This is a genomic window from Kushneria halocnemicola, from assembly GCF_965650455.1.
Classification (GTDB): domain Bacteria; phylum Pseudomonadota; class Gammaproteobacteria; order Pseudomonadales; family Halomonadaceae; genus Kushneria.
This window is the reverse complement of the sequence record NZ_OZ287968.1, coordinates 2,047,185-2,067,556: the sequence shown is the minus strand read 5'-3', so window position 1 is coordinate 2,067,556 and position 20,372 is coordinate 2,047,185. Positions and strand designations below refer to the sequence as shown.

Here is a 20,372-nt window from a genome sequence, read left to right as displayed (position 1 = left end):
GAGTCTGCGAAAAATGGCGCCAATTATAGCGCCGCCGGGGGGCTGCCGTCATGGCATGGTGCGGTTAAAGAATTGTTGAACAATGCCGATAATGCGCCACCGGATAATACTAAAGTCTAAAAACATGATGAGGTGGCGGTACCCGGTGAGATCGCTCCTTTCTTTGGCAGGTATTCAAGTGAGTATGCAGATATGCAGGTAACAGGGACATCACGCTCAAACCTTCTTTCGGGGCTTCGAAAGCAGACAGACCCTGCCGGAAATCAGGCGCTGACGGGAGTACCGGGCCAGCCGCAGGGCATGACCCTGCGTCGTCAGATGATGGTTGGCATGGCCATCATGTGGCTGATCCTAGTGGGCATGCTCATGGTCAATGCCTGGCAAAACCGCGGCGTCATGTACGCCGAGCGTGAGGCGCGCCTCACCAGTGCCGTGGACATGGCAGAAAGTCTGGTGCAGCACTATCAGGCACGGGTCGAACGCGGCGAGCTGACAGAAAGCGCCGCCCGGCAGCAGGCCTTTGATGAACTGCGTGATCTTCGCTTTGATGGGGGCGACAACTATGTCTACGTCGTCAACGGCAATCTGCAGATCATGGCCCACCCCAAACGCCCCTACGGCCAGGATGTCTCCAGCGTGACCGACCCTGCCGGGCGGGCGCTGTTTCAGGATCTGGTCACTGAAGGCCGCGCCAACGGACAGGGCTTTACCGAATACCGCTCCAACTTTGCGCGCGGCGCCGAGGCGCAGCCTCGCGTCAGGGCCTTTGTCTCCCAATATCAGCCCTGGGATATTTATCTGGCCAGCGGCGTGTTCATGGGGGATGTCAACGCCACCGTGCTGGAAAACCTGATGGAATCGGCACTGGTGGTACTGATCGCGGGTGCGCTACTCACGGCCATGTTCTGGTGGGGCATGCAGCGCGTGCTGCGTCGTCTGGGTGGCGAGCCGGCGTATGCCGCAGGCGTGGTCCGACAGATTGCCGATGGTGATCTGACCGCCCCCGTGACGCTGCGTGACGGAGACCGCACCAGTCTGCTGGCCAATATTGGCAGCATGCGCGATGCACTGGCGGATTCAGTACGGGCCATTCAGACCACCACCCTGTCGGTCGACCAGGGCGCCGGTGAAATCGCCTCGGGCAATCAGGAGCTCTCGTCGCGTACCGAACAGCAGGCTGCCGCGCTTGAGGAGACCTCATCGAGCATGGAGCAGATGACCGCCAGCGTACGCCAGAGTGCCGAAAGTGCCGATCAGGCACGACAACTGGCCCAGCAGGCGCGTGATACCTCGCGGGAAGGCCAGCAGGCCATCGACGAGGCCGTCCAGTCGATGGCCGCGATTACCGAAGGCTCAACGAAAATTGGCGATATCGTCTCGCTGATCGACAGTATCGCGTTCCAGACCAATCTGCTGGCGCTCAACGCCTCGGTCGAGGCTGCCCGCGCCGGTGAGGAAGGGCGCGGATTTGCCGTGGTCGCCGGTGAAGTGCGCCAGCTGGCCAACCGCTCGGCCTCGGCGGCGCAGGATATCAAGACGCTGATCAACACCTCGGGACAGCAGGTGGAAGAGGGCGCCCTGAGGGTGCAGTCGGCCAGTGAGCGCATGAGCGATGTCGATACGCGCATTCAGCGCATGAACGACCTGCTCAGTGAAATTGCCGCCGGTGCCCGCGAGCAGAGCAGTGGCATTGAACAGATCAATCAGGCCGTCAGTCAGATGGATCAGTCTACCCAGCACAACGCCGCGCTGGTGGAGCAGACCGCCGCTGCAGCCGGAGAGCTTGAAGGGCGCGCGCAGGAGCTTCGTGAATTCACGCGCCGCTTCAGGGTAGAGCATCAGCACTGAGACGCTGCCAGTTCAGACCGTCTGGAACAGGCACAATAAAGAGGGGCCGGCAATCGCCGGCCCCCTTGTCATGAGACGGCACCTGTCGTCATCAACTGTTGATGTGGTGCGCCTTCACCTCATAGCCACGACTTTTGTAGGTCTGCCAGCACTCACGCTTGGCGCTGAGCACTTCCTGATGCTGATTGATGATTTCGGCAACACGCTCGAAACGCGAAAACCAGGCCGGGATGGCCGCATTGAGATTCAAAAGTGCCTCGATGCCCGGGTCGGGCGGGGCCTCCCATCCCAGCGTGACCGGCGCCGGCGGCAGGCTCTGATCATCGATGAGCACGTGCGGCACGAAGGCGTCCCGGCGAAAGATCCACAGCCGATCATCAAACTCGCGGGCCATGGCTTCATCTTCGAGATGCACGTGCAGCCGATAGCCCTTGCGGTAAATGGTCTCGGCCAGCCGACAGGCAAAGTCGAATCGGGCCTCAAGGGTCGTGGCCGTGAGCACATAGAAATCGATGCGGGTCATGCTCAGACGCCGCCGTCGATGTCCAGACGCGCCCCGGTCGTAAAGGAGGCCTCGTCGCTGGCCAGCCACAGGATGCCGTTGGCGATCTCGTCGGCATTGCCGGCACGCCCCATGGGGATACTCTTGCTCGATTTTTCCGGCTTGTCCGGGTTGCCGCCGCTGGCATGAATCTCTGTGTTGACCACGCCCGGCCGCACGCCGTTGACACGAATGCCTTCACCCGCCAGCTCCTTGGCAAGGCCTTCGGTAAAGGTGTCGATCGCGCCCTTGGAAGCGGCATAGTCCACGTATTCTCCCGAGCCGCCGCGATGGGCCGCTGCCGAAGAGATATTGATGATGGCGCCGCCCTTGCCGCCGTGACGGGTCGACATGCGTTTGATCGCCTCGCGCGCGCAGATGAACGGACCGGTCACGTTGACGCGCATCATGCGGTCCACACGCTCAAAGCTCATCTCCTCTACACGCGAGATCTGGTCGATGATGCCGGCATTGTTGACCAGCACGTTCACCGGGCCCAGCTCGTGATCAACCGTCTCGAAAAGCGCCACGATATCAGCTTCCACGGCCATGTCGGCCTGTACCGCCACGGCCCGGCCACCGGCTGCGGTAATGTCGTTGACGACCTGGTCGGCGGCGTCACGGTTGCTGACGTAGTTGACGGCCACCTGATAGCCGCGGGCGGCGGCCAGACGGGCAGTAGCGGCACCGATACCACGGCTGCCGCCGGTCACGATCATGACGTTGCTCATTGAAGCTCTCCTGTAGGGTAGGGCAGGCGTTAATGCAAAAACGCCGCCCGCAGGCGGCGTCAAACGGCTCAGGCCAGACGGGTCAGCCAGCCATGACGGTCTTCAACGCGACCGTACTGAATATCGAGCAGCTGCTTGCGGATCGACTTGCCGACCTCGCCGCCATTGCCGCTGCTGCAGCTCAGACGGTCATTGTCGCTGACCAGCTCACCGATGGGCGTGATGACGGCGGCGGTACCACAGGCGAACACTTCGGTGATCTCGCCGGAATGAATGCCGTCGCGCCACTCCTCGATGCTGATGGCACGCTCCTCGGGCTTGAGCCCGGCATCGGCGGCCAGCTGCAGGACCGAGTCGCGAGTAACGCCTTCAAGAATGGTGCCGGTCAGGGCCGGGGTCACGATGCGCCCGTCCTTGAACACGAAAAACAGGTTCATGCCGCCAAGCTCCTCGACCCACTTGTTCTCGACGGCGTCCAGAAACGCCACCTGGTCGCAGCCGTGGGCTTCGGCTTCCTTCTGGGCGGCAAGCGATGCGGCGTAGTTGCCGCCGCACTTGGCAAAGCCGGTGCCGCCGGGCGCGGCGCGGTTGTAGTTCGAGGAGAGCCAGATCGAGACCGGCTTGACGCCGCCCTTGAAGTACGCCGCCGCCGGCGAGGCGATCACGTAGTAGTCGACCTCTTTTGACGGACGCACGCCCAGAAACTTCTCGCTGGCAATCATGAAGGGGCGCAGATAGAGACTGGATTCCTCGGCCTCAGAGGCGGGCGTGGGCACCCAGTCGACGTCCTGGCTGACCAGCGCCTTGAGTGAGGCAATGAAAGTGTCGGCATCGAGTTCCGGCAGGGCCAGACGGCGTGCCGAGGCCTGAAAACGGGCCGCGTTCTTCTCCGGCCGGAAGGTCCAGACCGAGCCGTCGGCGTGGCGATAGGCCTTGACCCCTTCAAAGATCTCCTGGGCGTAATGCAAAACCGACGCGGCCGGGTCCAGCGTCAGCGGTCCATAGGGGCGTACCTCACCACCGCCCCAGCCGTCGGCATGGGTCCAGCGCACGTGCACCATGTGGTCGGTGAAATAGCGGCCGAAACCGGGGTTTTTCAGGATCTCGTCACGCTGACCGGCGTCGGTGGGCGTAGTCGTGGGGCGAAGCTCAAGGCCTTGAGAGGAAGACACGATTCGGATTCTCCGTTCGTACGGTGGCCAGGCGAGAAGTACACATCGCTGTCGATCATCGGCAACGGCGTATCCGATAACGCTGGTCCGACAGATGATTAAGGGAAACGTCAGAAACAGGGTATCAAGAATGACACAGGCGCCCTGCGCCAATAAAGCCCGCCGCGAGGCGACGGGCGCAGGGCACTCTGGACACGATCAGTCGTTCGCACGTGAGAGCAGGTATTCGCTCAAAAGCCCGACCGGTCGACCGGTGCCGCCCTTTTTGCCATCCCAGGCGGTGCCGGCGACATCCAGATGCGCCCAGGCGTAGCCTTCGGCAAAGCGCGACAGAAAACAGGCTGCGGTAATGGTGCCGGCCGGTCGGCCACCAAGATTGGACAAATCGGCGTATTCGGAATCGAGCTGGCTTTGATAGTCGTCCCACAGCGGCAGTTGCCAGGCGCGATCCCAGGCGGTGGTGCCCGCCGTCAGAAGCTGCTGCGCCAGGGTGTCATCGTTGGCCAGCAGCGCCGTGGTCTGATGGCCCAGGGCCACGATACAGGCGCCGGTCAGGGTGGCGATATCCACCACCGAGGCGGGCTTGTAGCGCTCGGCATAGGTCAGGGCGTCGCACAGCACCAGCCGGCCTTCGGCGTCGGTGTTGAGCACCTCGACGGTCAGCCCCTTGAGCGTGGTGATGATGTCACCGGGCTTGAAGGCTCTGGCGTCCGGCATGTTTTCGGCCGAGGCGATAATGGCGACCACGTTGATCTTCGGCTTCAGCTCGATAAGGGCCTTCATGGTACCCATGACGCTGGCGGCGCCGCCCATGTCGAACTTCATCTCGTCCATGTTGGCGCCGCCCTTGATCGAGATGCCGCCGCTGTCAAAGGTGATGCCCTTGCCAACCAGTACGTGGGGCGCTTCCTCGGGGTCGTCGGCGCCCTGATACTCCATCACGATCAGACGCGAGGGCTCGTCGCTGCCTTGGCCCACGGCCAGAATGGCACCGGCGCCCATGGTCTCGAGCGCCTTTTCGTCATGAATGGTGACCTTGAGATCACCTTGTGAGCCGAGCTTTTCGGCCTCGTCGGCCAGATAGCGCGGCGTGCAGACATTGCCCGGCAGATTGCCCAGCTCCCGGGCCAGATTGATGCCGGCACCGATACCGGCCCCGATGCGGGCACCCGCCTCGGCACCGGCGGCGTCACCGGCATCGCTGACCATCAGTGACAGCCGGGTCAGTGCAATCGGCGGGCGCTTTTTCGATTTGAAGGTGTCAAAGCGGTAGGTGGCGCGCAGGGTGGCCTCGGCAATCATGCGCGCCTTCCAGACGACGTCCTGCGGTCCGTTTTCCCGGTCCAGCATGGCGATGGCGGCATTTTCAACCGGCAGGGACAAAAGCACGCCAAAGGCGGCGTCGAGCACCTTTCGAAAGGCACCTTCATTGAACGCTCTGGTTTCACCGCAGCCCACCAGCAAAAGGCGGGCAGTGTTCAGACCGGGGGCAAAGGGGACCAGCTGCGTGCTGGCGGTCACCGGGTCGAAGTCGCCCCGTTCCATGAGCTGTGTGATCAGACGCTCGCTGGCGTCGTCCAGGCGCTCGCTGGCGGGGGGCAAATCACCGTCCTTGAACACCGGCACAATAATGCAGTCGGTTTCACAGCGGGCCGGGTTGGCGGTGAGCACGGGAAATTCCATGGTGTCTCCCCAAGACAATACGGTGGGTATTAGTGATAATGGCTGTTTTGAACAGACACGTCGTCGAGTACGGTAAACGGCTGATCGACGCGTTGAACAGGTGGGTCCGAACAGGCCTTCAGTGTACGCAAACCCCTGCGCCATTGCATGGTCAGGCGTTGCCTTGCAGAAGATGCATCGGAAACGATCGCTCGATATTGATGTATGAGGGAGTCTGCGCTTGATCGTTTTTCGCTACTTGATTCGTGAAATACTGACCACGATGAGTGCCGTGACCGGCATTTTGTTGCTGGTCATCATGGGCAATCGGTTCATTCGTTATTTCAGCGATGTCGCTGAAGGGGACTTCCCGGCCAGCCTTCTGGGCAGCCTGATGCTGTTTCATCTGCCCAGCTTCCTCCAGCTGATTTTGCCGCTGGCCTTTTTTCTGGGCATTTTGCTGGCCTACGGGCAGCTCTATCTCAACAGCGAAATGACCGTGCTGGCAGCCTGCGGTGTCAGTCCTTCCCGCATTCTGGGCGCCTCGTGCTGGCCGGCGCTTTTAATGGCCTGTGTGGTCGGCGCCTGCAGTTTGTGGCTGACGCCGGCCGGGCTGATCCAGAACGAAAGAACGCTGACCGAGCAGCAGGAGCGGGCCGATTTCAGCGCGCTCACGCCCGGGCGCTTTCAAAAGCTTGGCGATCGCACCATCTATGCCGAGCGCGTCGAGCAGGGCAGCAGCCGGATGGAAAACGTCTTTATTGCCGAGCAGACCCGCAACGAGCAGGGCCAACGAGTGGACGTCCTGACCCGGGGCGAGAGTGGCTATCAAACCACCGATCCGGACAGCGAAAGCCGTTTTCTGGTGCTCTCCGATGGCACTCGTGAAAACGTCAGGCCCGGCAGCCCGGTCGCCGAGCGTCTGGTGTTTAAGACCTACGCCGCCCGACTGGAAAACGGTACGGCACAGATGGATGTCGACGATGTCGAGCTTCAGCCCACCTGGCGCCTTCTGGGCGATGACAGTGACGAGGCGCGCGCGGCGCTTCAGTGGCGGATCTCGCTGGCATTGATGGTGCCGATCCTGACCCTGATCGCGTTGCCGTTGTCGCGGGCCAATCCGCGCCAGGGGCGCTTTGCCAAGATGATGCCGGCCATCATTTTGTATGTGGCCTACATGAGTCTGTTGCTGGCCGCACAGGACGCCGTGAGCAGCGGCAGTCTTGCAGCCGGTATCGGTTTGTGGCCCATCCACGTGGTCTTTGCCCTGATCGGGGCCTGGCTTTTGTATCGAAGCAGCCGCCATGGAGGGACGCGATGATGTTCAATCAGCTTGATCGCTACATCGCGCGCAACGTTCTCATGGGCATGCTGATCGTGCACCTCATCATTCTGGGGCTCGATTTTACTATCAGCTTCATCAATGACCTGGGCGATACCGAGGGCAACTACGGCACCCTGCAGGTTCTGATGTATGGCGTCATTCGCCTGCCCTGGCGCTTTTACCAGTATGCGCCGGTCAGCGTGCTGATCGGCTCGCTGGTGGGGCTCGGAGCGATGGCTTCCAGCAACGAGCTGACGGTCATGCGCTCGGCCGGCTTTTCTCTGTGGCGCATTCTGCTCGGGGTCATGAAGCCGCTGGTGGTGGTGGTGCTGGTGATCATGGCCATGGGCGAGTTTGCCGCGCCCCGCACCGAAATGTTTGGCCAGGCCTGGCGTACCGAGCTGCAGGAGGGCAACGCCATCTCCCGTCGCGGCGGCTGGCAGCGTGAAGGCGAAAGCTATTACCGCTTCGGCTCGATTCGCTCGGACAATACACTGCTGGACGTCAACCGCTTTCGCTATGACGACGACCGGCTGGTAGAGGCAACCCACGCCTCGCGGGCGGTCCTGGAGGGCGATGAGTGGACGCTGGAGGACGTGGATCGCACCCTGATCCATGAGGATGCCACGGAGTCGGCGCATTTCGACCGGCTCGAGTGGGACACCTCGCTGGATCCAGAGCTTTTGCGGTTGATCATCACCGATCGCGACAGCCAGTCGATCGAGGATCTCTGGCGCTACGGGCGCTATCTCAACGAGCAGGGCATCAGCGCCACCGATACCTGGCTCTATTTCTGGCAGAAGGTGCTGCTGCCGCTGACGCTGGCCTCGCTGGTGATCATTGCGGCCTCGTTCATTTTCGGGCCGCTGAGAAGCGTCGCGGCAGGCACGCGGGTGTTTTACGGCACGGTCGTCGGGCTGGTCTTCAAGTATGTTCAGGACCTGCTGGGACCGGCGGCGACCATCTTCGGGTTTTCGCCCATCTGGGCCATTTTAGTGCCCATGGCCGTGTGTTATGGCCTTGGCTTCTGGCTGCTGCGCCGCGCCGGCTGACCCGCCGCCAGTCTCCGGCATTGTCTATACGCCCTGAAGCAAGCGCTTCGGGGCGTTTTGCGTCCACCCGACGTGTTGGACCAATAGCCGTTTGTTGCGCTGTTGTCACAGTGCCAGAGTGAAAGAGCAGAACACATCCTTCGACCGCTACCCTGATTCTCTGGAGGTGACAGATGCAATACGCCAGACCCGGCAGTTCAGACGCCCTCGTACACTTTCGCGACCGCTATGGCAATTTTATCGGTGGTGAGTGGTGCGCCCCGCACGATGGCCGCTATATGGACAACGTGACGCCGGTCACCGGCGAGGTGTTCTGTCAGGTGCCGCGATCGGGGCGCGAGGATATCGACCGCGCCGTGAAGGCCGCACAGAAGGCCGCGCCCGGCTGGGCCGCCACATCACCTGCCGAGCGTGCCGGTGTCCTGCTTAAAATCGCCGATCGCATCGAGGACAACCTCGAGATGCTCGCCGTGGCCGAAACCTGGGACAACGGCAAGCCGATCCGGGAATGTCTGGCGGCCGATCTGCCCCTGCTCGTGGATCATTTTCGCTACTTTGCCGGCTGCATTCGCGCCCAGGAGGGCGGCATCAGCGAAATCGACAGCGAGACGGTGGCCTATCACTACCACGAGCCCTATGGCGTGGTGGGGCAGATCATCCCCTGGAATTTCCCGCTGCTGATGGCCGGCTGGAAGCTGGCCCCGGCGCTGGTGGCCGGTAACTGTAGCGTGTTGAAGCCTGCCGAACAGACGCCGGCCTCCATCTGCGTACTGATGGAGCTGATTGGTGATCTGCTGCCGCCGGGCGTTTTGAACGTGGTCCAGGGCATCGGCGAGGAGGCCGGGGAGGCGCTGGCGACCCATCCGGGCATTCAGAAAATCGCCTTTACCGGCTCCACGCCGGTGGGCAGTCACATCATGTCCCGGGCGGCCGAGCGCATCATTCCGGCCACGCTGGAGCTGGGCGGCAAATCGCCCAACATCTATTTCGAGGACGTACTCGATCACGGTGATGCCTATATCGACAAGTGCGTCGAAGGGCTGATGATGACGTTTCTCAACCAGGGCGAGGTCTGCACCTGCCCGTCACGAGCGCTGATTCATGAATCCGTCTATGACACGCTGATCTCGCGCGCCGTGGAACGTGCCAAACGACTGAAGTCGGGCAACCCGCTGGATACCGACACCGAGATGGGGGCCCAGGTCTCGAAGGAGCAGTTCGACAAGATCCTCTCTTACATGGAGATCGGGCGTGACGAGGGCGCCGAGCTGCTGCTGGGCGGCGAGCGAGCCTCGGTCGAAAGCGATTACGAAAACGGCTTTTACGTGCAGCCCACGATCTTCAAGGGGCGCAACGACATGCGCATCTTTCAGGAGGAGATTTTCGGCCCCACGCTGTCGGTGACGACCTTTAAAACCGAAGAAGAGGCCCTGGCGATTGCCAACGACACCGAATTCGGTCTGGGTGCCGGCGTCTGGACGCGTGACATGAATCGCGCCTATCGCATGGGGCGTGCCATTCAGGCCGGCCGCGTGTGGACCAACTGCTATCACCAGTATCCGGCGCATGCCGCCTTCGGGGGCTACAAGAAATCCGGGATCGGTCGCGAGACCCATCTGGCGGTGCTGGGCAACTATCAGCAGATCAAGTGCCAGTTGATTTCCTATAGCGACAGCCCGGCCGGTCTGTACTGAATACGATCTTTATCTATCAGGGAGCGACTTCGGTCGCTCCTTTTTTATGGCCTCACCACTTTAGAGATTGACGCGAATGAAAATGTTTCGCATATTGCACCGATGCAATCTCTTATGAGAATCATTTGTATTCTCTTTGCGGTGGGGGTCACCATGTTTGTATGCATGTGCAAGAAGGTCACGGACGGGCAGTTAAAGCAGGCGGTGGCGCTGGGCGCGGCGAGCTGGGAAGACGTTTCCCGGGCAACGCAGTGTGCCACCCAGTGTGGCAAGTGCGCCTGTCTTGCTCAGGAGATTGTCGACGAGGCCCTTTTGAGTCGCCACATGACGCAGCACATTCCGGCCCGCCACTTTGATGAGCTGGCCTACGCCGCGCGATGACAGGTCCGCCCAGGCAGGGGTTGCAGCAATCCTGATTGCTAACTGTTTGAATTATCTTGTGATAATGGCTCTCATTGAGCCTTTTTTTGTGTTTTTCCAGTCGAAATCCCTGCGCGTTTGATGGATACTGCCTCCACAGGCGGACGCAGGTTTCGGCGACCGCCATGACCACTGATGGCGGAGAAACACATGAAAGGCGATCCTCAGGTTATCGAGCACCTCAACAAAATCCTTGGCAATGAGCTTGTTGCCATCAACCAGTATTTCCTGCATGCCCGCATGTATCGCAACTGGGGTCTGCATGCCCTGAACGACTGGGAATACAAGGAATCGATCGAAGAGATGCAGCATGCCGATATCCTCATCGAGCGCATTCTGTTTCTCGACGGTCTGCCCAACCTGCAGGATCTGGGCAAGCTGCACATCGGCGAGCACGTTCAGGAAATGCTGGAGTGTGATCTGCGCATCGAGCATGAAGGTCGCGATGACCTGATCAAGGCCATTCGCCACTGCGAGTCCGTGGCCGATTATCCCACCAGCGAGATGCTCAAAAAGATCCTGGCCGAAGAAGAAGAACACATCGACATCATCGAGACCGAGCTGCACCTGCTCGAGCAGGTCGGGCTGGAAAACTACAAGCAGCGTCAGATGCGCCCGGCCAACGAGCGCGAAGAGGGCGAAACCGCGACCTGAATCGATGGTTTTGCGCACGCACGACAGCGGGCCGCCTTCGGGCGGCCCGCTGACGTTTGAGGGCTTGAAAGCCCCGAGTGTCGCTCAAGAGCGCTAGAAGGGCCGGACCAGTGAAAAGCGCGCCACCGGTTCCCCGTCGATCTCGACGTTTTCGCGAAACATGGCAAGCGGTCTGACCCAGAGACCGAATTCACCGTAAAGCGCGCGATACACCACCAGCGCCTCTTCGGTCTCGCTGTGATGCGCTACCCCCAGCACTTCGTAGTCGCTGCCCTTGTAGTGTCGATAGACGCCGGGTGTGACGGCGTGTTCGTGTTCTCGTTTCATGCAGGCTCCTGAGTGGCAGGTTCGGCATCGTCATCGACGTGGCCGGTATCGAGGCCGGTTCGAATGACACGCTCAATGGCGTGCCCGACGGCGGCAAAGCCGAAGGCACCGGTGACGAAGGTGGCAGAACCATAGCCGGCGCTGCAGCCCAGTCTCAGGGCGTCACCGTCGCCCGGTTTCGTATTGCATACCTCACCGGCGCCGTCCGGGTAGCGCCGCTGTTCGGGGGAAAAGACGCAGGCCACTGAAAACCGGCGCTTGGGATTACGGCTGAAGCCGTAGTCGCGTCGCAGCCGGCTGCGTACCTTTGCAAGCAGCGGGTCATGCTCGGTGCGGGTCAGATCGGCGGTCACGATGCGGGTCGGGTCGGTCAGGCCGCCGGCACCGCCGGTCACGGTCAGACCGATCTTTCGGCGCTTGCAGTAATGGATCAGCGCACACTTGGCGCCCACGTGGTCGATGGCATCGATCACGTGGTCGGTATCGTGGGGCAGCATGCGCTCGATATTATCCGGCGTGATAAAGCCCGAAATGGGCTCGACCTGTACCCATGGGTTGATCAGTCGGCAGCGCTCGGCCATGACCTCGACCTTCGGGCGGCCGATGGTGCCATCAAGGGCGTGGAGCTGGCGGTTGATGTTGGTCGTGCAGACATCGTCAAGGTCGATCAGGCTGATGCGCTCAAACCCCGAGCGCGCCAGCGCCTCGACGCTCCAGCTGCCCACGCCGCCGATTCCGATGACCACCACGTGGGCACGACGCAGGCGCTCGATGCCCGTATGGCCATAAAGACGGCGCATGCCGTCAAAGCGGGCCGCGAAATCGGCCTCGTGCCGGGCGGCGTTCAGACTCTCGGCGCTGGCTGAATCGCTCATGATGCGGCGTCTCTCCTGTCAGGCGTGTCGGGCATGTCCTGCCACTGTATTTGATTGACGGGGCAGTGACCGGCCCAGCCGAATCGATCCATCAGCGCAGCCATGTCCGCTTCCACGGCGGCACTTGCCCTGAGTCTTTGCTCGCAGGCCGGATGGTAAAACTCGAGCGTGACGGCCGCCAGCAGCAGGCGCCCGGCGTCGAAGTTGTCGCGAAAAAAGCGGTTGTGAATGCCCTTGCCATGCCGGGCATCGCCAATAATGGGATAGCCGCCCCGGCTCAGGTGACGACGGATCTGATGGCGCCGCCCGGTGGTGGGGGTCACCGACATCAGGGAATAGCGGCTGGTCGGGTAGCGGTCGATGGCGACCGGCAGCTCCACGCTGTCCAGGCGCCTGACATGGGTCAGCGCGTCCATGGCCGGCATTTCGGCCTTGGGGCGCTTGCCGTCCTCCTCGCGCAGCGCCCAGTCATAGGTGGCCGCTTCGGGGCCGATGCCGCGCACGACGGCCAGATAGCGCTTTTGTACCTGCTGGTGCTGGAACTGGTGGCCCAGGGCGGTCGCCATCTCGGGCGTCAGAGCAAAGAGCAACGCGCCCGAGGTCGGGCGGTCCAGCCGGTGAACCGGGTAGACGTGCTGGCCCAGCTGGTTGCGCAGGGCCTGCAGCATGACCACCGGCGCGTGCCGGTCCAGCGCGCTGCGGTGGACCAGAGCGCCGGAGGGCTTGTGGACGACCACCAGGTGGTCGTCGCGATAAATCACGGGTATGGGCGTGGTCATTGAACTGTCGTGGCCGGGCATCAGTCGCTATTGTCGGCAATTGCATGGCCCGATGTACAGGGCCGGGATGGCGCGATGAAAGGACTCTGTTAAAATCGCGGCGCCATTGGCAGCGCCCTGACCGAGGCCGTATCGGTGGCACTGCTGCGGGCATATCTTCATGAGGGAAAGCACATGGCTCACCTGGTCGTTCTCACCGGTGCCGGTATCAGCGCCGAAAGCGGTATCAAGACCTTTCGCGATGGCGATGGCCTCTGGGAGAACCATCACGTCGAGGATGTGGCAACGCCCGAGGGCTGGGCACGTGACCCGAACACCGTGCTGCGCTTTTACAACGAGCGCCGCGCTCAGGTGCGCGCGGCCCGGCCCAATGCCGCTCATCTGGCGCTGGCCGAGCTCGAGACGCACTTTCGGGTCAGCATCATTACCCAGAATATTGACGATCTGCACGAGCGTGCCGGCTCCCGCGATGTGCTGCACCTGCACGGCGAGCTTTTAAAGGCGCGCTCCAGCCGCAACCCCAGACTGGTTTATCGCCTCGGTGAGGACGAGACCATCGAAATGGGCGACTGCTGTGACGACGGTGCCCAGTTGCGCCCGCACGTGGTCTGGTTTGGGGAAAATGTCCCGCTGTATGCCACCGCCTGCGATATCGTGGCAGAGGCCGATCTCTTGCTGATCGTGGGCACATCGCTGGCGGTCACCCCGGCCTCGATGCTGATGGATGAGGCGCCGATCGAGGCCCCGCGCGTACTAGTTGATCCCGGGGCGCGCGAGCTGGCCGTACGAGGCGTGGTGCCGCTGGCCACCAGCGCCACTGAAGGGGTCTCCCGCCTGCGCGATTTCTGGTCACAACATGGCCGTCTGCTCAAGCCCGATCCTGACGCGCTGCTGTCGTCCTGAGACTCTGATCGAGCCCTACGACGCCGCGCGATTTTCGAGCGTTTCCCATCGCCGGGAAACGCATTTCGTTATTGCTACCGAATAGACACTTCCATGTTTGAGCAGATCAATCGATTCTTTCCGCTGTGGGCGCTGGGCGCGGCCCTGCTGGCCGCCCTGTTTCCCGATTCCCTGGTCTCGTTGAAGGACTGGGTGCCGCCGCTACTGGCGCTGATCATGTTCACCATGGGGCTGACGCTGTCACGCCATGACTTCGCGCGCGTGGCCCGCGCCCCGCGCGCCGTGATGATCGGGATTGCCCTGCAATACCTTCTGATGCCGGCAGCCGCCTTTGGCATCTCGCGTCTACTGGGGCTTTCGCCGGAGCTTGCCGTGGGCATGATGCTGGTTGGCGCCACCTCGGGCGGCACAGCCTCCAACGTCATGACCTGGCTTGCCGGGGGCAACGTGGCGCTGTCCATCAGCATGACGCTGATCTCCACACTGTTGTCGATCGTGATGACGCCGCTGCTGGTCTGGATCTGGATGGGCGCCAGCATCGATGTCCCGGTGGGCGGCATGCTGTTAAGCATCGCCAAACTCGTGATCGTGCCGATTGCGCTGGGCAGTCTGGTCAATCACTTTCTGGCCGGCACGATCCGGCGTATCGAGCCAGCGCTGGCGACCGTGGCCATGGCGGCCATCGTGATGATCATCGCCATCGTGGTGGCGCTTAACGCCGGGCGCCTGGCAAGCCTGGGGCCGGTGATTGCACTGGCCGTTGTGTTGCATAACGCCTGCGGGCTGATCGGCGGGTTCTGGCTGTCGCGTCTGGCGGGGTTGAACGCGCGCGACTGTCGGGCCGTGGCCATCGAGGTCGGCATGCAGAACTCGGGGCTTGCCGTATCGCTGGCGACCAACTTCTTCCCGGCCGCCGCGGCGCTGCCCGGCGCGCTCTTTTCGGTATGGCACAACATCTCCGGCTCGATTCTGGCCGGCTACTGGAAAAGACGTCCAACGGCTGCCACGGATAAGGCGCAGAACGCCTCATGAGTCAGGGCCATGACCCGCAGGCGCCGCGCAAACCGTTCAATGCGCGCGGCAGCCTGGTCAAACGCTGCGAGCAGTGCCGCATGCCGGGGCTGCACTGCATCTGTGCCTATCGGCTTCAGGTGGCAACGCGGGCGCAGTTCTGGCTGATCACCCATCGTATCGAGCACTACAAGCCGACCAACACCGGTCGGTTGATCGGTGACTGCATCGCTGATACCCGAGTGTTCGAGTGGTCGCGCACCGAGCCGGACCCGACGCTTCTGGCCGCGCTGGCAGACCCGCGTTTTGCGCCTTGCCTGGTTTTTCCCGACGATCAGGAAGATTACCGTCACCGGGTAGTGGATATGGATCGTGCCTGCGACACATCGCGCATTCCGGTGTTTATTCTGCTCGATGGCACCTGGCGTCAGGCACGGCGCATGTTTCGCCGCAGCGACTATCTCGCCGAGCTGCCGATCGTGGCCCTGCGCACCGAGCGCCTGACCCGCTACCGGTTGAGAAAGCCGGCCAGCCCCGAGCATCTGTGCACGGCAGAAGTTGCCGTTGAACTGCTGCAGCAGGCCGGCGACGAGGAGGGCGCGCAGGTGCTGGATGATTATTTCACGGTGTTCAACGAACAGTACGCCGCGGCCCGGCGCGATGCGGGCACGCCCCACGAATCCGGTGCTGCACAGCGACTGCTGGAAAAGCGGCGCGCACACGCGAGCTGAGCCGACTATCCTTGGAGCGCATGTTCATGACAGGAGAGGCGATATGACACTGGGAATTCTGGCCACCATTGATGCCAAATCGGGTGAGGAAGCCCTCGTCGAGACCGAGCTGACCAAAATTGTCGAGCCGTCCAGAGCCGACGACGGCTGCCTGCTCTATACCCTGACGCGCGACAGCCAGCAGCCGTCGCGCTTTATCATGGTCGAACAGTGGCGTGATCGCGCCGCGCTTGATGCCCATATTGCCACCGAGCACTACAAGCACATGGCGCAGACGCTTGAAAACGCCATCGAGCAGATGGAAGTGCGCGAGTACGACGTGCTGACCTGAGATCTGAAACGTTTGATCAGGCCGTCGAGCGCCGTGACACCGTCACGGCGCTTTTTTTGTCATGTCGTCCTGAATCAGCCAAAGAGCTGGCCGGCAATGCGCAGCCCGGCAATCCAGGTGGCCGCGGCAGAGCCTGCCGTGGACAGCAGAAAGACGAGCAGCGTGCGGGCCACCCGATTGCGCCACCAGCCGCGCCAGTGGCTCACGTCGTGGCGCAGGGTGGAGAAATCGCCCACCGTGGGCTTTCGCATGTAGAGCTCGACACCAGCCGTGACAAAACCCACGCCGATGGTGGGATTGAGCGAGGTCAGCGGCGCGGCCACAAACGCTGCCAGAATGGTCAGCGGATGGCCCAGCGCAATCAGTGCCCCCAGCGCGGAAAGCGTCGAGTTGATCAGTACCCATTCGACGACCAGCGACCAGCCAAGCCCCGTGTCGCGGCTGAACCCTACGGCAAAGCCTGCTACCACCAGCGCCACGACCAGCCAGGGCAGCAGCTTCAAAAGCCGGCCCGAGGGCGCGAGGGTATCCAGGGTCTGACGCTCGTCAGTGACGGCACTCGGCGTCGGTGTCTCGGCGTTCAGCTGGCGCAGGTGGGCGCTCATGCCCTTGAGGTGGCCGGCGCCGATCACCACCAGCACGCGTCGGGTACCGCCTTCGGGCAGCGTCTCGACAAGCTTGAGCGCCATGTACCGGTCGCGCTCCTCGATCAGCGGCGTATAAAGATGGCGGGAGTGCTGGGCAAATTCGGTGAAGGTGGACTCCAGCACATCGCCTTCCTTGAGCCGCTCGATCTCCTCGCTCGAGACCTTCTGACGTGACAGCACACTGCCGATAAGGCCCGATACAAGCGTCATGCGCCGATACCATGGCACATTGCGATAGACGCGCTTGAGGGTCACGCCGATCTCGCGGTCGATCAGATAAAGCGGCAGACCGGCGTGTTGCGCCGCCTCGACGGCGGCTTTCATGTCGGCGCCCGGCTCGATCCCGGACTGCTCGGCCACGCGCTGCTGAAAGGCGCTCAGCGCCAGACTTGCCGCGACCATGCCGGCCTTGCCCTGGCGCAGCACCTGAAAGAGATCGAGCCGGGCGATGGCGTCGGGGTCGACCAGACTCTGATGACGCGACGCGCACAGCTCAATGGCCACAGCGTCGAACTCGCCGGATTGAATCAGCTCGCGTACCTCGTCGGCACTGTCACGGGAGACGTGGGCGGTGCCCACGAGGGTCAGGTGATGATCACCGAGATCGAGGGTGTCGCGCGGACCCTGTCCTTGGTTGGGCATGGTGGCTCACAGGCTGGCATCAATAAGGGGCGACACCTGGTGGTGCCGATGCGGGAGGCTGCATTATCGCCGAAGCCTGGCCAATGAACAAAAATCGATGCTGAATGGCCGCTGCATCAAACCTGACGGGATCCACGACGACGTTCGACGGGAGGTGAGCCATGATTTATCGACTGGCGGCCGATGCGGTGTTGATCGTGCATCTGGCCTTTATCCTCTGGGTGATACTCGGGGCGCTGATGGTGCTGTGGCGCCCGAAACTTGCCTGGCTGCATCTACCGGCGCTGGCCTGGGCCGTGGCGCTGGAGCTCAACGGCTGGCGCTGTCCGCTGACTCCGCTTGAGAACCTGCTGCGTCGGTACGCCGGCCAGGCGGGGTTTGAAGGCGGCTTCATCGAGCACTATCTATTGGGGGTGATCTACCCGGCCGGCCTGACGCCAACAATCCAGCTGTGGCTGGGCCTGGGAGCGCTTTTGATCAACCTGCCGCCCTATGTGTGGCTGGCCCGCCGATGGTGGCAGCGGCGAAAGGCCCGGCGATAGCCCCGGCAGATGGCGGCTAGAAAAAGCTCAGCCCCACCTGGAAAAGGCGCTCGACCTCCTTGAGCCGGCGCTTGTCGACCACAAAGAGGATGACGTGGTCATCGGTCTGAATGGTGATGTCGCGATGGGCAATCATGACATCCCGCCCGCGTACGATGGCGCCGATGCTGACGCCTTCGGGCAGCTTGACGTCGCCGATGGTGCGCCCGACCACGCGCGATGAGCGCGAATCGCCGTGGGCAATCGCCTCGATCGCCTCGGCCGCCCCGCGGCGCAGGGAGTGGACGTTGACGATGTCGCCGCGGCGCACGTGGGTCAATAGCCCGCCGATGGTCGCCTGCTGCGGCGAGATGGCGATATCGATCTCGCCGCCCTGCACCAGGTCCACATAGGCTGGATTGTTGATCAGGGTCAGCACCTTTTTGGCGCCCAGACGCTTGGCCAGCATCGAGGACATGACGTTGACCTCGTCATCGTTGGTCAGCGCGCAGAAGATGTCGCACTCCTCGATGTTTTCTTCGAGCAGCAGCCGCTTGCTGGTGGCGCTGCCGTGCAGCACCACAGTGCGTTTCAGATTTTCGGAGAGCTGGGTGCAGCGCTCCAGATTCTGCTCGAGAATCTTGACCTGATAGTCCTGCTCGAGCGTTTCGGCCAGTCGCTCGCCGATGTTGCCGCCGCCGCCGATCATCACCCGGCGAAAGCCGCGGTCGACGCGCCGGAGCTCGCCCATGACGGTGCGAATGTCCTTGCGCGCGGCGATGAAAAACACCTCGTCATCAGCCTCGATCACGGTATTGCCGCGCGGCATGATCGGCCGGTTGCGCCGATAGATGGCCGCTACTCGGGTATCGACGTTGGGCATGTGGCGGCGCAGAAATGCCAGCTCCTGCCCCACCAGCGGGCCGCCATAGTAGGCCTTGACCGCCACCAGCTGCGCCAGACCGTTGGCGAAATCCAGCACCTGCAGGGCACCGGGATATTCGATCAGACGACGGATGTGGTTGGTCACCACCTGCTCGGGGCTGATCAGTACATCGATCGGGATGGCGTCCTGAGAAAAAAGCCCCTTGCTGGTCAGATACTGGGTCGCGCGCACCCGGGCAATCTTGGTCGGCGTGCTGAAAAGCGTATGGGCCACCTGACAGGCCATCATGTTGACTTCATCGGAGTTGGTCACCGCAATCAGCATGTCGGCGTCCTCGGCCCCGGCCTCTTTCAGGGTGATCGGGTAGGAGCACACGCCCTGCACGGTCCTTAGATCCAGACGCGTGCTCAGATCACGCAGGCGAACGCTGTCAACATCCACCACGGTGATGTCGTTGTCTTCATGCGCCAGATGCTCGGCCAGCGTACCGCCTACCTGGCCGGCGCCCAGAATGATGATTTTCATGACGAGGGTCCGAAAGGTGATGAGGCAAGATCAATGGCGGGGAATGTTGGCACCAAACGGCGACCAGGGGAAGGGTGAGAAGGGGGCTGACAAAAACGTAAAAGCGGCAGCCAGAAGCTGGCTGCCGCGCGGGCATCACTCGAGAGTGAAGCCGACCTTGATGCTGACCTGCCAGTGGGCCACGGTGCCGTTTTCGATGTTGCCGCGGGTCTCGGTGACCTGGAACCACTGCATGTTCTCGATGGACTGGCTGGCCTTGGTCAGGGCATTTTGCACGGCTTCCTCGATGCTGGTCTCGGAAGAGCCGGTCAGTTCGACGGACTTGTAGACATGATCGCTCATGGTGTTTTTCCTTTAACGTGGCCCCTGTGCGTCAGGCGTCAGGGGGGTCCATTGATGTGGTATCGACGATCGCGATACCGCTGTGTTCCAGCCGACGATATGTCGCGGTGTCGGAGTCAAAGGACACCGGACGACTCAGCGGCCAGAGAAATCGGGTATTGAATCCTGCGCTGTGGGCATCTTCGGCGGTCCAGAGCACACAGACCTCGCGGGCCAGCCCGCAAACGGATACCTCGGTCACGCCTCGCTCCTGCAGCCAGCCGGCAAGTCCGGTGGACGGCCTTGTACCTCTGGGCCCCGGGTTGTCACGAAAGGCGCTGTAGCTGTCCACGCGCGGGTCGCTGCCCTTGCGGATGATGACATCGGCCAGCGACCAGTCGAGTCGTGTGTCCAGTACGGCCCCGGCAGTGGCACGAACGCAGTGATCCGGCCAGAGCGTCTGCTCTTCACCATACAGCTCGATCGTATCAAAAGGCTGATGGTTGCCATGGCTGCTGGCAAAGGAGATATGGCCGGCCGGATGCCAGTCCTGAGTGGCCACGATGTGGCCGTACTCGCCGCTGCGCATGGCAGCCTGTATCCCCTCGACGATTTCATGGCCGCGGGCGCATGGCAGCGCGCCGCCGGGCATGAAATCAACCTGCATGTCCACCACGATCAGCGCGCACTGTTCAACCGGCGGTCTTGCCCCGGGCATGTCGGTATCGCGATGTGAGTAGGCCATGGGGTGTCAGGTGTCCGGCAGTCAGGATGG

At 62.3% G+C, this 20,372-nt stretch carries 22 protein-coding genes; 11 read left to right on the top strand and 11 right to left on the bottom strand.

Annotated features, from left to right (window positions below; all coding sequences use genetic code 11):
- The first annotated feature begins 300 nt into the window (after positions 1-300).
- On the top strand, positions 301-1,848 hold the full coding sequence (locus ACS92L_RS09455) for a methyl-accepting chemotaxis protein (protein WP_438764430.1): 1,548 nt from the start codon (positions 301-303) through the stop codon (positions 1,846-1,848).
- A gap of 91 nt (positions 1,849-1,939) precedes the next feature.
- Here the strand turns inward: ACS92L_RS09455 and ACS92L_RS09450 are convergent, their stop codons facing one another.
- The 4 genes from ACS92L_RS09450 to ACS92L_RS09435 all read right to left on the bottom strand — a co-directional run bounded on the left by ACS92L_RS09450 (position 1,940) and on the right by ACS92L_RS09435 (position 5,975).
- Positions 1,940-2,371 carry a DNA polymerase III subunit chi gene (locus ACS92L_RS09450; protein ID WP_438764429.1) on the bottom strand — a complete coding sequence of 144 codons (432 nt, stop codon included), beginning with the start codon at positions 2,369-2,371 and terminating at the stop codon, positions 1,940-1,942.
- A gap of 2 nt (positions 2,372-2,373) precedes the next feature.
- Positions 2,374-3,120, bottom strand: a complete 747-nt coding sequence (locus tag ACS92L_RS09445) for a glucose 1-dehydrogenase (RefSeq protein WP_438764428.1) — start codon at positions 3,118-3,120, stop codon at positions 2,374-2,376.
- Between the two features lie 68 nt (positions 3,121-3,188).
- The gene (locus ACS92L_RS09440) at positions 3,189-4,292 is read right to left on the bottom strand and encodes a branched-chain amino acid aminotransferase (protein ID WP_438764427.1); all 1,104 of its coding nucleotides are present in this window, start codon (positions 4,290-4,292) and stop codon (positions 3,189-3,191) included.
- 198 nt (positions 4,293-4,490) lie between these two features.
- Complete coding sequence (locus tag ACS92L_RS09435; protein WP_438764426.1) at positions 4,491-5,975, bottom strand: leucyl aminopeptidase; 1,485 nt, start codon at positions 5,973-5,975, stop codon at positions 4,491-4,493.
- Between the two features lie 220 nt (positions 5,976-6,195).
- On the opposite strand from ACS92L_RS09435, the gene lptF reads away from it, so the two are divergent.
- From lptF to bfr, 5 genes are all read left to right on the top strand, one after another.
- Complete coding sequence (gene lptF, locus ACS92L_RS09430) at positions 6,196-7,275, top strand: LPS export ABC transporter permease LptF (RefSeq protein ID WP_438764425.1); 1,080 nt, start codon at positions 6,196-6,198, stop codon at positions 7,273-7,275.
- Positions 7,272-8,330, top strand: a complete 1,059-nt coding sequence (gene lptG / locus ACS92L_RS09425) for an LPS export ABC transporter permease LptG (RefSeq protein ID WP_438764424.1) — start codon at positions 7,272-7,274, stop codon at positions 8,328-8,330. Before lptF ends, lptG begins: the two co-directional genes overlap by 4 nt.
- Before the next feature lie 173 nt (positions 8,331-8,503).
- On the top strand, positions 8,504-10,024 hold the full coding sequence (gene exaC / locus ACS92L_RS09420; protein WP_438764423.1) for an acetaldehyde dehydrogenase ExaC: 1,521 nt from the start codon (positions 8,504-8,506) through the stop codon (positions 10,022-10,024).
- A 114-nt stretch (positions 10,025-10,138) separates the two neighbouring features.
- Positions 10,139-10,405, top strand: a complete 267-nt coding sequence (locus ACS92L_RS09415) for a (2Fe-2S)-binding protein (protein ID WP_438764422.1) — start codon at positions 10,139-10,141, stop codon at positions 10,403-10,405.
- A 189-nt stretch (positions 10,406-10,594) separates the two neighbouring features.
- A complete protein-coding gene (bfr, locus tag ACS92L_RS09410; protein ID WP_438764421.1) occupies positions 10,595-11,098 on the top strand; it encodes a bacterioferritin in 504 nt (167 codons plus the stop codon).
- A gap of 93 nt (positions 11,099-11,191) precedes the next feature.
- Here bfr and ACS92L_RS09405 read toward each other — a convergent pair whose 3' ends face one another.
- From ACS92L_RS09405 to ACS92L_RS09395, 3 genes are read right to left on the bottom strand one after another with little or no spacing between them, the layout of a single operon-like run.
- Entirely contained in the window at positions 11,192-11,425 is a 234-nt protein-coding gene (locus ACS92L_RS09405) for a DUF1653 domain-containing protein (protein WP_438764419.1), read from the bottom strand.
- Positions 11,422-12,300 (bottom strand): tRNA cyclic N6-threonylcarbamoyladenosine(37) synthase TcdA, encoded by an 879-nt coding sequence (tcdA, locus tag ACS92L_RS09400; RefSeq protein ID WP_438764418.1) that lies wholly within the window; start codon positions 12,298-12,300, stop codon positions 11,422-11,424. Before tcdA ends, ACS92L_RS09405 begins: the two co-directional genes overlap by 4 nt.
- Entirely contained in the window at positions 12,297-13,079 is a 783-nt protein-coding gene (locus ACS92L_RS09395; RefSeq protein ID WP_438764417.1) for a pseudouridine synthase, read from the bottom strand. The genes tcdA and ACS92L_RS09395 overlap by 4 nt, the downstream gene beginning before the upstream one ends.
- Positions 13,080-13,253: 174 nt before the next feature.
- Here ACS92L_RS09395 and ACS92L_RS09390 point away from each other — a divergent pair, with 174 nt between their 5' ends.
- The 4 genes from ACS92L_RS09390 to ACS92L_RS09375 all read left to right on the top strand — a co-directional run bounded on the left by ACS92L_RS09390 (position 13,254) and on the right by ACS92L_RS09375 (position 16,055).
- Positions 13,254-13,982: an SIR2 family NAD-dependent protein deacylase gene (locus tag ACS92L_RS09390; protein ID WP_438764416.1), complete on the top strand. Its 729-nt coding sequence runs from the start codon at positions 13,254-13,256 to the stop codon at positions 13,980-13,982.
- A gap of 93 nt (positions 13,983-14,075) precedes the next feature.
- Complete coding sequence (locus ACS92L_RS09385) at positions 14,076-15,014, top strand: bile acid:sodium symporter family protein (protein ID WP_438764415.1); 939 nt, start codon at positions 14,076-14,078, stop codon at positions 15,012-15,014.
- The gene (locus ACS92L_RS09380; protein ID WP_438764414.1) at positions 15,011-15,724 is read left to right on the top strand and encodes a tRNA-uridine aminocarboxypropyltransferase; all 714 of its coding nucleotides are present in this window, start codon (positions 15,011-15,013) and stop codon (positions 15,722-15,724) included. Before ACS92L_RS09385 ends, ACS92L_RS09380 begins: the two co-directional genes overlap by 4 nt.
- Before the next feature lie 43 nt (positions 15,725-15,767).
- Positions 15,768-16,055, top strand: coding sequence for a putative quinol monooxygenase (locus ACS92L_RS09375; protein ID WP_170140634.1), 288 nt, complete (start codon positions 15,768-15,770; stop codon positions 16,053-16,055).
- Positions 16,056-16,129: 74 nt separating this feature from the next.
- On the opposite strand, the gene ACS92L_RS09370 is transcribed toward ACS92L_RS09375, so the two are convergent.
- A complete protein-coding gene (locus ACS92L_RS09370) occupies positions 16,130-17,344 on the bottom strand; it encodes a TraB/GumN family protein (RefSeq protein WP_438764413.1) in 1,215 nt (404 codons plus the stop codon).
- A gap of 161 nt (positions 17,345-17,505) precedes the next feature.
- Here ACS92L_RS09370 and ACS92L_RS09365 point away from each other — a divergent pair, with 161 nt between their 5' ends.
- Positions 17,506-17,886 carry a DUF2784 domain-containing protein gene (locus tag ACS92L_RS09365; protein WP_438764411.1) on the top strand — a complete coding sequence of 127 codons (381 nt, stop codon included), beginning with the start codon at positions 17,506-17,508 and terminating at the stop codon, positions 17,884-17,886.
- 16 nt (positions 17,887-17,902) lie between these two features.
- On the opposite strand, the gene trkA is transcribed toward ACS92L_RS09365, so the two are convergent.
- From trkA to ACS92L_RS09350, 3 genes are all read right to left on the bottom strand, one after another.
- Positions 17,903-19,276 carry a Trk system potassium transporter TrkA gene (trkA, locus tag ACS92L_RS09360; RefSeq protein WP_438764410.1) on the bottom strand — a complete coding sequence of 458 codons (1,374 nt, stop codon included), beginning with the start codon at positions 19,274-19,276 and terminating at the stop codon, positions 17,903-17,905.
- 135 nt (positions 19,277-19,411) lie between these two features.
- Entirely contained in the window at positions 19,412-19,618 is a 207-nt protein-coding gene (locus ACS92L_RS09355) for a dodecin (protein WP_115855487.1), read from the bottom strand.
- Between the two features lie 31 nt (positions 19,619-19,649).
- Positions 19,650-20,342 carry a nicotinamidase gene (locus tag ACS92L_RS09350; RefSeq protein WP_438764408.1) on the bottom strand — a complete coding sequence of 231 codons (693 nt, stop codon included), beginning with the start codon at positions 20,340-20,342 and terminating at the stop codon, positions 19,650-19,652.
- Between the last annotated feature and the right edge of the window lie 30 nt (positions 20,343-20,372).

Bases quoted from the DNA above. Each gene is read 5' to 3' on its own strand.
- ACS92L_RS09390 (WP_438764416.1), top strand. From the start codon at position 13,254: ATGGCTCACCTGGTCGTTCTCACCGGTGCCGGTATCAGCGCCGAAAGC.
- bfr (WP_438764421.1), top strand. From the start codon at position 10,595: ATGAAAGGCGATCCTCAGGTTATCGAGCACCTCAACAAAATCCTTGGC.
- tcdA (WP_438764418.1), bottom strand. From the start codon at position 12,300: ATGAGCGATTCAGCCAGCGCCGAGAGTCTGAACGCCGCCCGGCACGAG.
- ACS92L_RS09385 (WP_438764415.1), top strand. From the start codon at position 14,076: ATGTTTGAGCAGATCAATCGATTCTTTCCGCTGTGGGCGCTGGGCGCG.
- ACS92L_RS09415 (WP_438764422.1), top strand. From the start codon at position 10,139: ATGAGAATCATTTGTATTCTCTTTGCGGTGGGGGTCACCATGTTTGTA.
- trkA (WP_438764410.1), bottom strand. From the start codon at position 19,276: ATGAAAATCATCATTCTGGGCGCCGGCCAGGTAGGCGGTACGCTGGCC.
- ACS92L_RS09380 (WP_438764414.1), top strand. From the start codon at position 15,011: ATGAGTCAGGGCCATGACCCGCAGGCGCCGCGCAAACCGTTCAATGCG.
- exaC (WP_438764423.1), top strand. From the start codon at position 8,504: ATGCAATACGCCAGACCCGGCAGTTCAGACGCCCTCGTACACTTTCGC.
- ACS92L_RS09455 (WP_438764430.1), top strand. From the start codon at position 301: ATGACCCTGCGTCGTCAGATGATGGTTGGCATGGCCATCATGTGGCTG.
- lptG (WP_438764424.1), top strand. From the start codon at position 7,272: ATGATGTTCAATCAGCTTGATCGCTACATCGCGCGCAACGTTCTCATG.
- ACS92L_RS09445 (WP_438764428.1), bottom strand. From the start codon at position 3,120: ATGAGCAACGTCATGATCGTGACCGGCGGCAGCCGTGGTATCGGTGCC.
- ACS92L_RS09365 (WP_438764411.1), top strand. From the start codon at position 17,506: ATGATTTATCGACTGGCGGCCGATGCGGTGTTGATCGTGCATCTGGCC.
- ACS92L_RS09450 (WP_438764429.1), bottom strand. From the start codon at position 2,371: ATGACCCGCATCGATTTCTATGTGCTCACGGCCACGACCCTTGAGGCC.
- ACS92L_RS09355 (WP_115855487.1), bottom strand. From the start codon at position 19,618: ATGAGCGATCATGTCTACAAGTCCGTCGAACTGACCGGCTCTTCCGAG.
- ACS92L_RS09395 (WP_438764417.1), bottom strand. From the start codon at position 13,079: ATGACCACGCCCATACCCGTGATTTATCGCGACGACCACCTGGTGGTC.
- ACS92L_RS09370 (WP_438764413.1), bottom strand. From the start codon at position 17,344: ATGCCCAACCAAGGACAGGGTCCGCGCGACACCCTCGATCTCGGTGAT.
- ACS92L_RS09405 (WP_438764419.1), bottom strand. From the start codon at position 11,425: ATGAAACGAGAACACGAACACGCCGTCACACCCGGCGTCTATCGACAC.
- ACS92L_RS09435 (WP_438764426.1), bottom strand. From the start codon at position 5,975: ATGGAATTTCCCGTGCTCACCGCCAACCCGGCCCGCTGTGAAACCGAC.
- ACS92L_RS09350 (WP_438764408.1), bottom strand. From the start codon at position 20,342: ATGGCCTACTCACATCGCGATACCGACATGCCCGGGGCAAGACCGCCG.
- ACS92L_RS09375 (WP_170140634.1), top strand. From the start codon at position 15,768: ATGACACTGGGAATTCTGGCCACCATTGATGCCAAATCGGGTGAGGAA.